The sequence below is a fragment of the Pedobacter sp. 01N310 genome, from assembly GCF_056399805.1.
In genome coordinates this window covers 85,157-98,218 of sequence record NZ_JBFTSB010000006.1, presented here as the reverse complement: position 1 = coordinate 98,218, position 13,062 = coordinate 85,157, and the positions used below count along the sequence as shown (strand labels likewise).

Here is a 13,062-nt window from a genome sequence, read left to right as displayed (position 1 = left end):
TAACACTCCAATTTTATGCCAAAAAAGCCCCGATTTTACTTCGGGGCTTTAAAATTATATTTGGTTTGTTTTAATCAACGTTATCGTGCAAGAAAGAATTGTTAGGTCTGATCTCAGTACCACCATCCTGATCGTTGCTTAAAGTAAACCTACTCACCTGCGATTCAGAAGAATGCTGAACTTGTTGCAACTGCATTTGCTTGCGTTTATAAGCAGGTTCGTTTTCCAGTTCCTGTAAACCATTGGTAGTACGCAATTTCATGCTTAAATCTTTTAAACGTAAAATACGTTCTTTAGATTTTTTCAATTGCTCTTCCATCGATTCATCACTTTTGTCATCATCTAAACCTACAACCGGCATTTCAATTTCCGGCTCAGGCATTGGCGGCATTTGGGCAGCCGGTGTTTCGAACACAAAATTAGTTTCAGCTAATTTTACCTCAAACTCAAAGCCGGTTTCCTGTGCTTCTTCTACCTGAGGTTCTTCTTCCATCAAGGTATGGCGAACCACATTATTTTCTGGCTCCTGAACTTTTTGAGGTTCCGATTTATTGAACATACCACCAAAAAGATCTGCCTGCGAAACTTCTTCCTTCGTTTTTAAAACAGGCTCGTAAGATGGCGTTGTTTTAGGCTGAATGAAAGAGTTTACTGGTTCAACGGGACGAACTAGCGGCGCTTCTTCAGGTGTTAAAAGTGATATTTTCTTTTTATTTTTTTCTTCGTTTACGCGTTCTTCTGATGTTTGGAAACCTGTAGCAATAATGGTTACTGAAAGTTTATCGCTTAAAGATTCGTCGGTACAGTTACCCCAGATCAAATCAGCCGATAAACCAGCTTTTTCCTGAATGTAATCGGTAATGATCGAAACTTCATCCATGGTTACTTCGCGCAGACCAGAACTAATATTCAATAAAATATAACGGGCACCTTCGATTTCATTATCCTTTAACAATGGAGAAGCCAAAGCGCCTTCTACGGCCTGTAACGCACGGTCTTCGCCCTCAGCGGCAAAACTACCCATAATGGCTACGCCACTATCTTTCATTACAGTACGCACATCCTTAAAATCCACGTTGATATAACCTGGAACTGTGATGATCTCTGCAATACCTTTTGCAGCCGTGGTTAAAATATCGTCGGCCTGGCCAAAGGCAGAGCCTAAGGTTAAGTTTCCGAAGATTTCACGCAGGCGATCGTTAGAGATAACTAAGTAAGAATCTACGTATTTTTTCAACTCTTCCATTCCTTCATCTGCCTGCAGTCTACGTCTTTTTCCTTCGAAAGAAAATGGTGTAGTAATGATGGCAACAGTTAAAATATCAAGTTCTTTAGCTGCTTTCGCAATGATTGGAGAAGCTCCTGTTCCGGTACCACCACCCATTCCTGCTGTAATAAAAAGCATTTTGGTCGTACTACCTAACATGGCCTTAATATCATCTATATTCTCTATAGCTGAGTTTTTACCAACCTCAGGAATAGAACCAGCCCCCATCCCTTCGGTTAAGCTAGCACCTAATTGTACCTTGTTAGGTATTGGGCTAGATTCCAAAGCCTGGGCATCTGTATTACAAATAATAAAATCCACACCAGTAATACCAGACAGGTACATATGGTTCACTGCGTTGCCGCCACCGCCTCCAACACCAATTACCTTGATGATTGAAGACTTATCTTTTAACATTTCGAACTGCATATCTTTATGAATCAGTTGTTTAAAAATTTTTAAATTCTGTTCATTACTCAATGTAATATTAACACTTTTTCAACAGACGTTTTCCACAACTGTTGATAATGTGGAAAACTCATCTTTTGTGGAAAAATAATTAACTTTTTAAGTAATCTTCATCGCTTACATTCATGTCATCCTGAATGAAAGTTCTTGTTTTTGCCAGTAATTTATCAAACAAACCTGGTCCGCGTTTCTCTTTTTCTTTGGCTGTTTTTGGTTTTTCTACAAAAACGCCAGGCTGTTTCATTTCTTCAATTAACTCTTCTGCTTTTTGGATTCCTTTGATCAGCAAACCTACACTGGTTGCATACATCGGGCTTTTCAGATCATCATAAATGGTTTTAGGCATATCTTCATATTTAGATAAATGCTCGTTCGGGTAACCAATACGACAATCTAAACCGGTTACATATTCAACTGCCTGAGATAAGTGTTTTAATAAAGCACCACCACCGGTAATTACAATACCACCGATCAGTTTTTTCTCATATCCTGAAGATTTGATCTCGTAATATACGTGCTCAATAATTTCTTCCATACGCGCCTGAATGACGTAAGCCAGGTTTTTAACCGAAATTTCTTTTGGTTCGCGGCCACGTAAGCCAGGAACACAAATAATTTCGTTTTCTTTATTTTCTTCAGCCAATGCCGAACCAAAACGTGTTTTTAATAACTCAGCCTGGTTGCGCATTACAGAGCAGCCCTCTCTGATATCTTCGGTAACACTATTGCCACCAAAAGGGATAACTGCCGTGTGACGGATAATACCTTCGTGGAAAATGGCAATATCTGTAGTACCACCACCAATATCAACCAATGCAATACCAGCTTCTTTTTCTTCCTCGCTCAACACCGATTCAGAAGAGGCCAATGGCTCAAGAATTAAATCCTGAGTTTGCAGACCTGCATTGTTTACACATTTGATGATATTTTTTACAGCCGTAACCTGACCAGAAATGATATGAAAGTTAGCTTCAAGGCGAACCCCTGCCATACCGATCGGATCTTTGATTCCCGGCTCGTTATCGATGGTAAATTCCTGTGGCAATACATGGATGATTTCCTCACCCGGCGGCATTACCAGTTTAAACATATCATCAATCAGCTTATCGATATCTTTTTTACCGATTTCGTTGTTTAATTCTCTTCTTGTTAAAATTCCTCTGTGCTGTAAGCTCTTAATGTGCTGACCAGCAATACCCACATTTACCACCTGTATCTCTACATTGGATTGTCCGCTTGCTACTTCAACTGCTTGAGCAATACCCTGCACGGTTTTTTGAATGTTAGAAACCACTCCACGTGTCACACCCGCCGATTCTGCCTTGCCTATTCCTAAGATTTCTATCTTACCGTGTTGTGTTCTACGACCAACGATAACACAAATTTTTGTAGTACCGATATCCAATCCTACTACGATGGGCGACTGACTGGTAAATTTTGCCTTGTCCATATTCGTTAATTTTGCTGAGTTTTATACTGTTTTTCCAATGCCCTGATTTCTTTCTCTCTTGCTTCTTTCTCTTTCTTCAGTTGGGCCTCAGATTTTGCCGGCTTTGGCTGTGTTGTTACCGTTTGCTTCGGTTTTTCTTTTTTATCCGCTGGCTTTGTTTCCTTCGGTTTGGCGGCCTGCGCAACCGCTGGCTTTTTTACTTCTGTTTTAACTGGTACTGTTTTTTTAGGCGCCTCCTTTTTCACTTCCGCTTTTTTAGGCTCGGGCTTTTTTGGCGCTTCTCTTTTAGGCGTCTCCTTTTCGGCTTCATCTGCCTCTGGCCGGTCATCCATCGCCGCCACAATTGTGCTGTTGATCAGTGAATCGGTTACGTTTCGTTGTATCCTCAAACTATCGGCTGCAGAAATTGTTTTTGCTTTTTTCCCTAATTCTGTCGAATCTCTTTTTTCGCAAACAATCTGGTTGGTATATTTAATATTGATGGTTTTATAAGTATCCCAACCTACCTGCGGCATTGCTTTTTTATAGAACAGCAACAGGTTCTTCATTTTCTTTTCAAGCGAATCGGCATTACCCAAAACAATACGTTGATTACCTACCCTTGGGATCAGTTCGATGTCGTTTTTCTGATCAACCACAATCTGTTCGATCTGAGCATCCCAAAGGGTATCTTGCTTAATATACTGCGCAGTTTTATATAAATCTCTTGCCAATTGCGTATGCAGGGTATCAACTCTGCTTCCAAAAACCTCTGTAATATGCCCTGTAGCCACAAGCACATTGGCCGTGAAGTTTGATGAAATAGGCATTTTCAGTCCATCATTATCAATGTAAAAATCCTGCCCGTTCTCGTTCAATATGCGCAGAATAGGCTGACGTTGTTTTACTTCAATATGCAGTACCCCATCCATATCTACATATACTTTAGCAAAACCGATGTAAGGGTTAGACTGTAGTTTTTTCTCGATCTTATGAATATTGATATTCTCGAGATTACGACCTAAAAGAATACCTTGATCTTCTTTTAAAATGGCATCAATTTCTTCCCGCTCAATAAAGTTATCAGCTCCGGGAATCAGGATCTTAACATCGGTACATTTAACTGTYTGTTTCTTCACATTGATAAAACTCAAAAGCACCACCACCCCTGCCAAGCTGATCAGCCAGGCAAAGCCAGTAAAAATTGCGCTCCAGTTTATCCGTTTAAGCATTGTTTAAAGTATTTTTAAGGGGTTCGATAATCGTGTCGATATCTCCCGCACCTACTGTTAAAATTAATTCAGGTTTTGTGTCCTTAACATGCTGAACCACAAAATCTTTTCCACATATTTTTTTATCTACCAAAGTGATTTTATCCAATAAAAACTGTGCATTTATCCCTTCAAGCGGCAATTCTCTTGCGGGATAAATCTCCAACAGCATCAGTTCATCAGCCGTGCTTAAAACTTTTGCGAATTCATCAGCAAAATCCCTTGTCCGTGTAAAGAGGTGCGGTTGAAAAATCACCGTTAGCTTTTTATCTGGATACAACTGTCTTACCGCATCAAAACAAGCCCTCAGTTCTTCAGGATGATGTGCATAATCATCAATATAAATCTGATTGCCATTATTCACAATATATTCGAAGCGGCGTTTAACACCCTTAAAATTGGCAACCGCTTGTTTTACTTTTTCTGCATCGATACCCAATTGCAGCGCAATGGCAATGGCAACCGTTGTATTTTCGACATTGTGCTTACCGGGAAGCATTAAACTAATGTCTTTGATACTTTGTGTACTATCGGCATAATCGAACACAAATTTCGACCCTTCTACCCTTAAATTTTCTGCCTTTGCAGTTGCCGTTGAACTTGCCGCATAACTGGTGCTTTTTTCAAGTGGCAATCCTTCGTGCGCATAGAGCACACCTTCGGCTTTAAGCTGACCGGCAAACAACCTGAACGATTCTTCGAGATGGCTCTTGTCACCGTAAATATCCAGGTGATCTGCATCCATAGAAGTAACCACGGCTACATCCGGGTGCAAGGTTAGGAAAGAACGGTCGTATTCATCGGCCTCTACCACTACAACGTTGTTCTTACCGAAAAGCACATTACTGTTATAGTTACTGGTTATCCCACCTAAAAAAGCGGTACAATCGTAGCCAGTATCTTTTAAAATATGCGCAACTATAGATGATGTTGTGGTTTTGCCATGTGTACCCGCAACTGCGATACAGAACATTCCTTTACTGATGATCCCTAAAACCTCAGAACGTTTTTTAAGTGCAAAACCTTTATTTATAAAATGGTTTAAAATTTTAGCATCTTTTGGAATCGCTGGAGTGTAAACCACAAGGGTATCATCATGATCATCCAAAAATGCACAGGGCAGTGAAGAGGCTTCATCAAGATACGTAATGAGAATGCCTTCCTGCTCTAAGGTTTCAGTCAGCTTAGTCCTGGTTTTATCATAACCACAAACTACCTGTCCGCGTTTAGCAAAATAACGGGCAAGCGCACTCATGCCGATACCACCGATACCTACAAAGAAAACCCTATTTATTTTACTTAGTTCCATTTTATTTTAAGCTAAAAGTGGAAAGACCAAAGCTTAAAGCTTGCCTTTCTATTGTTTTATTTTTATTTTCTATCGCATTAAGATTGTGCTTCATACCTTGTAATGACAATCTGTCTCTTCTTTGGTCTTTCTACTTTAGTCTTTCCGCTTTATTAGTTTCAGTACTTCGTTCGCTATAATTTCGTCTGCCGCTGGCAATGCCATTTCACCTATGTTTTCTGAAAGTTTTTCACACTGTTCTTTGTTATTTAATAACGCCAGTGCTTCTTTAACCAAAGTATCTTCTGCAGAGCGGTCGTTAATTAATATTGCTGCTCCATTTTTAACCAGGGCCATCGCATTTTTGGTTTGATGGTCTTCTGCAACGTTTGGCGAAGGCACTAATATCACTGGCTTTTTAATCAAACAAAGTTCTGCTATGGTTCCGGCTCCTGCCCGGCTCACAATTACATCTGCTGCTGCATAAGCGAGGTCCATTTTATTTAAAAACTCAAGAATGCGAACATTGGGATGATATGTTAAACCCAATCTTTCAATAATCCCTTTGTAGTAATATTTACCTGTTTGCCAGATCACCTGCACATCTTGAGCAAGGATATCGGGTAAATGTTTTTCAATCGCTTTATTCAGTGTGCCTGCGCCTAAACTTCCACCGGTAACCATAATGGTCTTTTTCAATGGATCGAGCTTTAACAGTTCGGCACCCTGAAAATGTTTTCCTTTAATATCAACTACTTCCTGGCGGACAGGATTTCCTGTTTTTAAAATCCGATCAGCTGGAAAAAACTGATCCATATCATCAAAGGCAACACAGATTTTTGAAGCCTTTTTACCTAACCATTTATTAGTTATTCCGGCATAAGAATTCTGTTCCTGGATGAGGTAAGGAATTCCTTTCAACGAAGCTGCATACAATAGTGGGCCCGAGGCATAACCACCAACACCTACTACGGCATCGGGCTTAAAATCATTGATAATCTGCATGGCTTTGCGAACACTACCGATTACCTTGAACGGGAGCGCGAGATTTTTAATAATCGAGCCGCGTTGCATCCCACTAATATTTAACCCTATAATTTTATATCCGGCTGCAGGAACTTTTTCCATTTCCATGCGGCCTATTGCACCCACAAACAAAATCTCACAGGTTGGCACCATGCGTTTTAGCGCATTGGCTATGGCCACGGCGGGAAAAATATGCCCGCCGGTGCCACCACCTGATATGATAATTTTTGGGGAATTATTCATTTTATATTTAATTATTGAATGATAGAATTTTGAATGAGTGAGTGCTACAGGCAATCCTCCATTCTTTCATTTCAATCATTCGCTCTTTCAATCACTATTTATTATTACTTACTGTTTTTCTTGCTTTAGCTACAATTGCCAAAATTTCATTTACTTCTTTTAATAATGGTTGAGCTTTAACTAAATCCGAAATTCCAGATTCGGTTAAAATTTCAATCCAAAAAGCTGTTTCATCAGCCTCTTCTACAACTATGCTAAGTTTTGCGTAAAACTCAGCTTTTGACCTACTTCTACAAGCTGCTCTATAATTTGATCCAACTGAAGAAGAGGAACGCATAAATTGCCTACCTAATATTCTTGCTTCTTCTGTTTTCGGTAATGCTTGATAGAACTTAATTGAATCTAAAACCAACTTTTTTGTTCTTGCTTTTATCGCTGTTACAAAATCTATTTTACTAACATTCTCCATCATTTATTAATTTTAATTTCAACTTTAAAACTTTGGGATGTTTTATTCAATTTCTAATTCACTCAATTATTAATCATTGCGTAAATTCAATCATTCACTAATTCAATCATTAATTAAGCTATTGCAGGTATTTCACCTATTATTATTTTATTTTTTACTTTCTCTTTTTCTTCTTTTGTTAACGCATTTGCATTTTCTTCTACATCACGGCTTACGCTGAGTATAATCCCGAAGGCCACACTGGTAAAGATCATTGATGTACCACCCATACTTACCAACGGAAGCGGAACCCCTGTTACCGGCCCCAACCCTACCGCTACCGCCATGTTTGCAAAGGCCTGTATGGTCAGACTGAAACTCAGTCCGGCTGCCAGGAGCGCGCCGAAGGCCTTGGGCGCCCGGGTTACGATCTTGATACATCGGTATAAAAGCACCAGGTATAGTATCATAATTACAATTCCTCCCACAGTTCCCCATTCTTCAATAATAATGGCGAAAATAAAATCGGAATACGGGTGTGGTAGGAAATTGCGTTGTGTACTATTACCTGGTCCTTTACCAAAAACACCACCAGTAGCCAAAGCAATTTTTGCCTGGTCTGCCTGGAAAGTTTTATCTGAATGCTGCATTTCAGGATGCATGAACGTATTGATACGCGACATGTACGTTTTTCTTCTTGGGCCCAAAAAGAAAACAAACAACAGGAGCACAAAGCCACCTGCACAAACAATCGCGATCTGTTTAATACTGATCCTACCGATAATTAACAGCAAAATACTTACACCAAACAGCATTAATGCTGTAGATAGGTTGGCCAGTGCGATTAAAACAAACACCACACAAACCGAACCCATAATTGGTATAAATGATTCTTTAACATTTTTAATATTTTCTTGCTTTTTGGTTAGCATCCTGGCCAAAAAGGTGATCAATGCCAGCTTTGCTAAATCAGAAGTTTGAAACGTCAATCCGATTACCGGTATTTTAACCCATCTTGATGCATCGTTCAAATTTGTTCCGAATATTAATGTATAAAACAGCAACGGAATGGTAACGATCATCAATACCTTTGAAATACCCGCATAATAACGGTAATCGAGCAGGTGGGCAATATAGATCATCCCGATACCCATCAGCACAAAAATTAAATGTTTGGTGAGCAAAAGCTTTTCTACCGTTTCTCCTTTTTTATATGCCAAGGTACCTGTTGCACTATACACTGCCATTACAGATATAAGCGAAAGCAGGATGATGATCAGCCAGATCCACCTATCGCCTTTTGTTTTATTAAGTAGTGCTTGGAACATATATTGTACCTCCTATTATAATTCTCTAACTGCCGCTTTAAACTGGTTACCGCGGTCTTCGTAATTTTTGAACAGATCGAAACTGGCACAGGCTGGCGATAACAAAACCGCATCGCCACGTTTAGCCAAATGGAAAGCAATCTGTGCTGCTTCATCTGCCGAAAAAGTATTTACAATTACTTCTACATCATCCTCGAAAGCATCGTGAATACGTTTGTTATCCTTACCCAAACAAACGATAGCCTTAACCTTACTTTTAACCAGATCTTTAAGCATGTTGTAATCGTTTCCCTTATCAACACCGCCCATAATCAATACTACATCACTGGTCATACTCTCTAAAGCATACCAGGTAGAGTTCACATTGGTGGCTTTACTGTCGTTGATAAAATCGATCCCCGAAATTTTGGCCACATGCTCTAACCTGTGCTCAATATTTTTGAAATTGCCCATGCTTTCGCGGATGGTCTCATTTCTTAATTCTAAAACTTTAGACACAATGCCTGAGGCCATAGAATTGTAAATGTTGTGCTTGCCCTGTAAGGCTAAATCTGAAATAGACATGGTTAGTTGGTTATTTGGTTCTGTAAGGATATGTATAGTAGTTTCTTCTAAATAAGCACCCAGTTCTACTTTTTTAGTAATTGAAAAGGGAAAGGCTTTCGCCACAGGCTTAATCAACTCGATGGCTTTTAGGCTCTCTTCGTCATCTGCACAATAAATGAAAATATCTTCTGCTGTCTGGTTTTGAACAATCCGCATTTTAGATGCAGCATAATTCTCCAGTTTATAATCGTAACGATCTAAATGATCCGGTGTAATGTTAAGTAAAACTGCTATATCGGCTTTAAATGCGAACATATCATCAAGCATGAAACTTGAGATTTCCAGTACATAATATTCGTAATCTTCTGTAGCCACCTGTGCTGCAAAACTCTGTCCGATATTACCAGCCAGACCCACATTTAAACCCGCATTTTTTAGGATGTGATAGGTTAATAAACTCGTAGTCGACTTACCGTTTGAACCCGTAATGCAGATGGTTTTTGCATTGGTATATCTTTTGGCAAATTCAATTTCCGAAACCACAGGAACACCTTTTGCGACCAATTTTTTAATAATTGGGGCTGTAGGCGGAATACCCGGACTTTTAATTACCTCTGTTGCATTTAAGATCAGTTCTTCGGTATGTTTTTCAGATTCGAACGGAATGGAAAGTTTTTCTAATGCAGCTTTATATTTGTCGGTAATTACACCGTAATCGGAAACAAAAACATCGAAACCTTTTGCCTGAGCCAATTTTGCAGCGCCAACTCCACTTTCGCCGGCACCAAGAATAACCACACGGCCGTGCCCGGTCATCGCTGACTTAGTATTGCTTGATGTGATATTATTCGTGCTCATTATTATTTTTTAGTATCAAGTGATAAGTATCAAGACCGGATACCATCACATTTTAATTTTTTTACCTTATTTTTTATTTACCACTAAGGGTATTTTAATTATTATTCTATCTTTTGCCTTTCAGCTTTAGTCTTTTGGCTTTTTACCTCAGTTTCAATGTTACAATGGTCATAATTGCCAGCATGATTCCGATAATCCAGAAGCGGGTTACAATTTTGGCTTCATGATATCCTTTTTTCTGGTAATGGTGGTGTAAAGGCGACATCAGGAAAATCCTGCGGCCTTCGCCAAATTTCTTCTTGGTATATTTAAAATAAGACACCTGCATAATTACCGACACCAGTTCTACCAGGAATATTCCACATAAAATCGGAATCAACAGCTCTTTGCGGATCATGATGGCAAATGAGGCGATGATTCCCCCAATGGCCAAACTTCCGGTATCGCCCATAAAAATCTGCGCCGGGTAAGAGTTATACCAAAGAAAACCTACGCAGGAACCCACAAATGCACCTGCAAAAATCATCAGCTCTGCAGAGTTTGGGATATACATAATATTGAGGTAATCGGCCATAATGGTATTACCCGATACATAAGCCAAAATACCCAGGGTGATCCCGATTACTGCCGAAGTTCCTGTAGCTAAACCATCAATCCCATCGGTAATGTTTGCCCCGTTCGACACGGCGGTAATGATAAATACCGTTACGATCAGGAAGATAAAAAATGCATATTTATGGTAATCGGCACCTAAAAACTTTAATACCTTTGCATAATCGAACTCATTGTTCTTATAAAAAGGCATATTGGTTTTAGTCGATTTTACATCTTGTGTATAATAAAAGGTTTCTCCTTTTTGGCGCAGTACCATCGGAACCGTAGAAGTACTTTTTACATCGTCCTGTACAGTTTCCCTTACCACAATATTTGGATGGAAGTACATGGTGCAACCTACAATTAAGCCTAAACCAACCTGACCAACTACTTTAAAACGACCTGCTAAACCTTCTTTATTCTTTTTGAAAACTTTGATATAATCATCTAAAAAGCCTACAGTGCCCATCCAGATTGTGGTGATTATCATTAAAATCACATAGATATTGGAGATATTGGCAAACAACATGGTTGGAATAAGAATGCCCAGCAAAATAATAATACCACCCATTGTCGGTGTACCTTGTTTTTGCATCTGTCCTTCTAAACCTAAATTCCTTACTGTTTCTCCAACCTGTTTTTTATGTAGGTAATCAATCAACCTACGTCCGTAAACGGTGGTAATTACCAATGATAAAATAATAGAGATAGATGCACGGAAAGTGATGTACTGAAACAACCTTAACCCAGGTATATCATAATGCTTATGCAGGTATTCGAATAATAAATATAACATTAGCTGATTGGTTTTAATTGTTCAAGTAAAATTTCTTTATCATCAAAATGGTTCCTTACGCCATTAATTTCCTGATATTTCTCATGCCCTTTACCAGCAACAAGAATAATGTCTCCTGGCTGCGCTAAATGGCAGGCTGTTTTTATTGCTTCTTTTCTATCTAAAATGGATAGGGTTTTACGCTTATTGCTTGGTGACACACCTGCTTCCATTTCGCTGATAATCGTCTGTGGATCTTCCGTTCTGGGATTGTCGGAGGTCAGGATCACTTTATCGCTCCAATCGCATGCTACCTGAGCCATAATAGGGCGTTTGGTTTTATCACGATCTCCCCCGCATCCAATCACTGTGATTACCTGTTCGGTTCCTTTGCGGATATTGGCAATGGTACTCAACACATTCTGAACAGCATCTGGCGTATGCGCGTAATCTACAATACCTATAATCTTATCTGCAGAGGTGATGTAATCAAATCTTCCTTCAGCACCTGATAAACGGCTCAACAAAGTCAGCACCTTTAACTTATCCTGCTCCAACAAAATGGCTGTTCCATACACGGCCAATAAATTGTATGCATTGAAAGACCCTACAAGCTTAAAGTAAACGTCTTCGTTATCGATATCTAAATGCAGGCCACTAAACTGGTTTTCGATAATTTTTGCTTTAAAATCGGCCAGTTGTTTAAGCGCATAGGTTTTTTTATGCGCTTTTGTATTCTGCAGCATCACCACTCCGTTTTTATCGTCGATATTGGTCAATGCAAATGCCGATTTAGGCAGTACATCAAAAAATGCTTTTTTAGCTTTCAGGTAAGCGTCAAAAGTTTTATGAAAATCTAAATGATCATGTGTTAAATTCGAAAATACACCTCCTGAGAAAGTCAAGCCTTCAATCCTGTGCTGAGAAACTGCATGTGAGCTTACTTCCATAAAACAGTAATCGCAACCCGCATCGACCATTTCTCTTAAGAGCTGATTTAATGCGATCGGATTTGGTGTGGTATGCGTTGCCGCCACTACCGTATCATTGATATAATTTTCTACCGTTGATAAAAGCCCGGTTTTGTAACCTAAATCTTTAAATAATTTAAAAAGAATGGTAGCAATGGTGGTTTTTCCGTTGGTTCCTGTTATGCCGATCAGTTTCAGATCTGCCGATGGGTTTCCAAAATAATTCCCGGCAATGATACCCAAAGCCACAGCAGTATTATCTACTTTGATGTAGGTAACAGTAAAATCATCGATCTCTGGCAAATTCTCGCAGATAATTACACCTGCCCCCTGCTCAATGGTCTGCTCAATAAACTGGTGTCCATCAGCTACAGTGCCCACTACGGCAAAAAAGATATCATCTTTACTTACTTTACGCGAATCGAAATTCAGCGCATTGATTTCCCTATCGGTTCTACCAACCAATTCTTTAATCGTTACGCCATAAAGTAAATCCTGTAATTGCATCATATTAATTATTGAATGATTGAATTAGAGAATGATAGAATGT

10 protein-coding genes are annotated in these 13,062 nt (G+C 39.3%); all 10 read right to left on the bottom strand.

Features of this window, described 5'->3' with window-relative positions; all coding sequences use genetic code 11:
- Window positions 1–70 precede the first annotated feature (70 nt).
- The 10 genes from ftsZ to AC1DNH_RS14020 all read right to left on the bottom strand — a co-directional run bounded on the left by ftsZ (window position 71) and on the right by AC1DNH_RS14020 (window position 13,022).
- Window positions 71–1,696 carry a cell division protein FtsZ gene (ftsZ, locus tag AC1DNH_RS14065; protein WP_477610385.1) on the bottom strand — a complete coding sequence of 542 codons (1,626 nt, stop codon included), beginning with the start codon at window positions 1,694–1,696 and terminating at the stop codon, window positions 71–73.
- A 130-nt stretch (window positions 1,697–1,826) separates the two neighbouring features.
- A complete protein-coding gene (ftsA, locus tag AC1DNH_RS14060; RefSeq protein WP_055915204.1) occupies window positions 1,827–3,185 on the bottom strand; it encodes a cell division protein FtsA in 1,359 nt (452 codons plus the stop codon).
- Between the two features lie 5 nt (window positions 3,186–3,190).
- Window positions 3,191–4,396, bottom strand: a complete 1,206-nt coding sequence (locus AC1DNH_RS14055; protein ID WP_477625454.1) for a cell division protein FtsQ/DivIB — start codon at window positions 4,394–4,396, stop codon at window positions 3,191–3,193.
- Complete coding sequence (murC, locus tag AC1DNH_RS14050; RefSeq protein WP_477625453.1) at window positions 4,389–5,744, bottom strand: UDP-N-acetylmuramate--L-alanine ligase; 1,356 nt, start codon at window positions 5,742–5,744, stop codon at window positions 4,389–4,391. The genes AC1DNH_RS14055 and murC overlap by 8 nt, the downstream gene beginning before the upstream one ends.
- 135 nt (window positions 5,745–5,879) lie before the next feature.
- The gene (gene murG, locus AC1DNH_RS14045) at window positions 5,880–6,992 is read right to left on the bottom strand and encodes an undecaprenyldiphospho-muramoylpentapeptide beta-N-acetylglucosaminyltransferase (RefSeq protein WP_477625452.1); all 1,113 of its coding nucleotides are present in this window, start codon (window positions 6,990–6,992) and stop codon (window positions 5,880–5,882) included.
- Window positions 6,993–7,086: 94 nt separating this feature from the next.
- Window positions 7,087–7,464: a four helix bundle protein gene (locus AC1DNH_RS14040; RefSeq protein WP_223833553.1), complete on the bottom strand. Its 378-nt coding sequence runs from the start codon at window positions 7,462–7,464 to the stop codon at window positions 7,087–7,089.
- Between the two features lie 110 nt (window positions 7,465–7,574).
- Window positions 7,575–8,768, bottom strand: coding sequence for an FtsW/RodA/SpoVE family cell cycle protein (locus AC1DNH_RS14035; RefSeq protein ID WP_215131996.1), 1,194 nt, complete (start codon window positions 8,766–8,768; stop codon window positions 7,575–7,577).
- Between the two features lie 15 nt (window positions 8,769–8,783).
- Window positions 8,784–10,172 carry a UDP-N-acetylmuramoyl-L-alanine--D-glutamate ligase gene (gene murD / locus AC1DNH_RS14030; RefSeq protein WP_477584450.1) on the bottom strand — a complete coding sequence of 463 codons (1,389 nt, stop codon included), beginning with the start codon at window positions 10,170–10,172 and terminating at the stop codon, window positions 8,784–8,786.
- 142 nt (window positions 10,173–10,314) lie between these two features.
- Window positions 10,315–11,562, bottom strand: coding sequence for a phospho-N-acetylmuramoyl-pentapeptide-transferase (gene mraY, locus AC1DNH_RS14025; protein ID WP_477584452.1), 1,248 nt, complete (start codon window positions 11,560–11,562; stop codon window positions 10,315–10,317).
- Window positions 11,562–13,022 (bottom strand): UDP-N-acetylmuramoyl-L-alanyl-D-glutamate--2,6-diaminopimelate ligase, encoded by a 1,461-nt coding sequence (locus tag AC1DNH_RS14020; protein ID WP_477625451.1) that lies wholly within the window; start codon window positions 13,020–13,022, stop codon window positions 11,562–11,564. Before AC1DNH_RS14020 ends, mraY begins: the two co-directional genes overlap by 1 nt.
- Between the last annotated feature and the right edge of the window lie 40 nt (window positions 13,023–13,062).

Coding starts and splice junctions, on each gene's coding strand:
- mraY (WP_477584452.1), bottom strand. CDS start 11,562: ATGTTATATTTATTATTCGAATACCTGCATAAGCATTATGATATACCT.
- AC1DNH_RS14035 (WP_215131996.1), bottom strand. CDS start 8,768: ATGTTCCAAGCACTACTTAATAAAACAAAAGGCGATAGGTGGATCTGG.
- murD (WP_477584450.1), bottom strand. CDS start 10,172: ATGAGCACGAATAATATCACATCAAGCAATACTAAGTCAGCGATGACC.
- ftsA (WP_055915204.1), bottom strand. CDS start 3,185: ATGGACAAGGCAAAATTTACCAGTCAGTCGCCCATCGTAGTAGGATTG.
- AC1DNH_RS14020 (WP_477625451.1), bottom strand. CDS start 13,022: ATGATGCAATTACAGGATTTACTTTATGGCGTAACGATTAAAGAATTG.
- murC (WP_477625453.1), bottom strand. CDS start 5,744: ATGGAACTAAGTAAAATAAATAGGGTTTTCTTTGTAGGTATCGGTGGT.
- ftsZ (WP_477610385.1), bottom strand. CDS start 1,696: ATGCAGTTCGAAATGTTAAAAGATAAGTCTTCAATCATCAAGGTAATT.
- murG (WP_477625452.1), bottom strand. CDS start 6,992: ATGAATAATTCCCCAAAAATTATCATATCAGGTGGTGGCACCGGCGGG.
- AC1DNH_RS14040 (WP_223833553.1), bottom strand. CDS start 7,464: ATGATGGAGAATGTTAGTAAAATAGATTTTGTAACAGCGATAAAAGCA.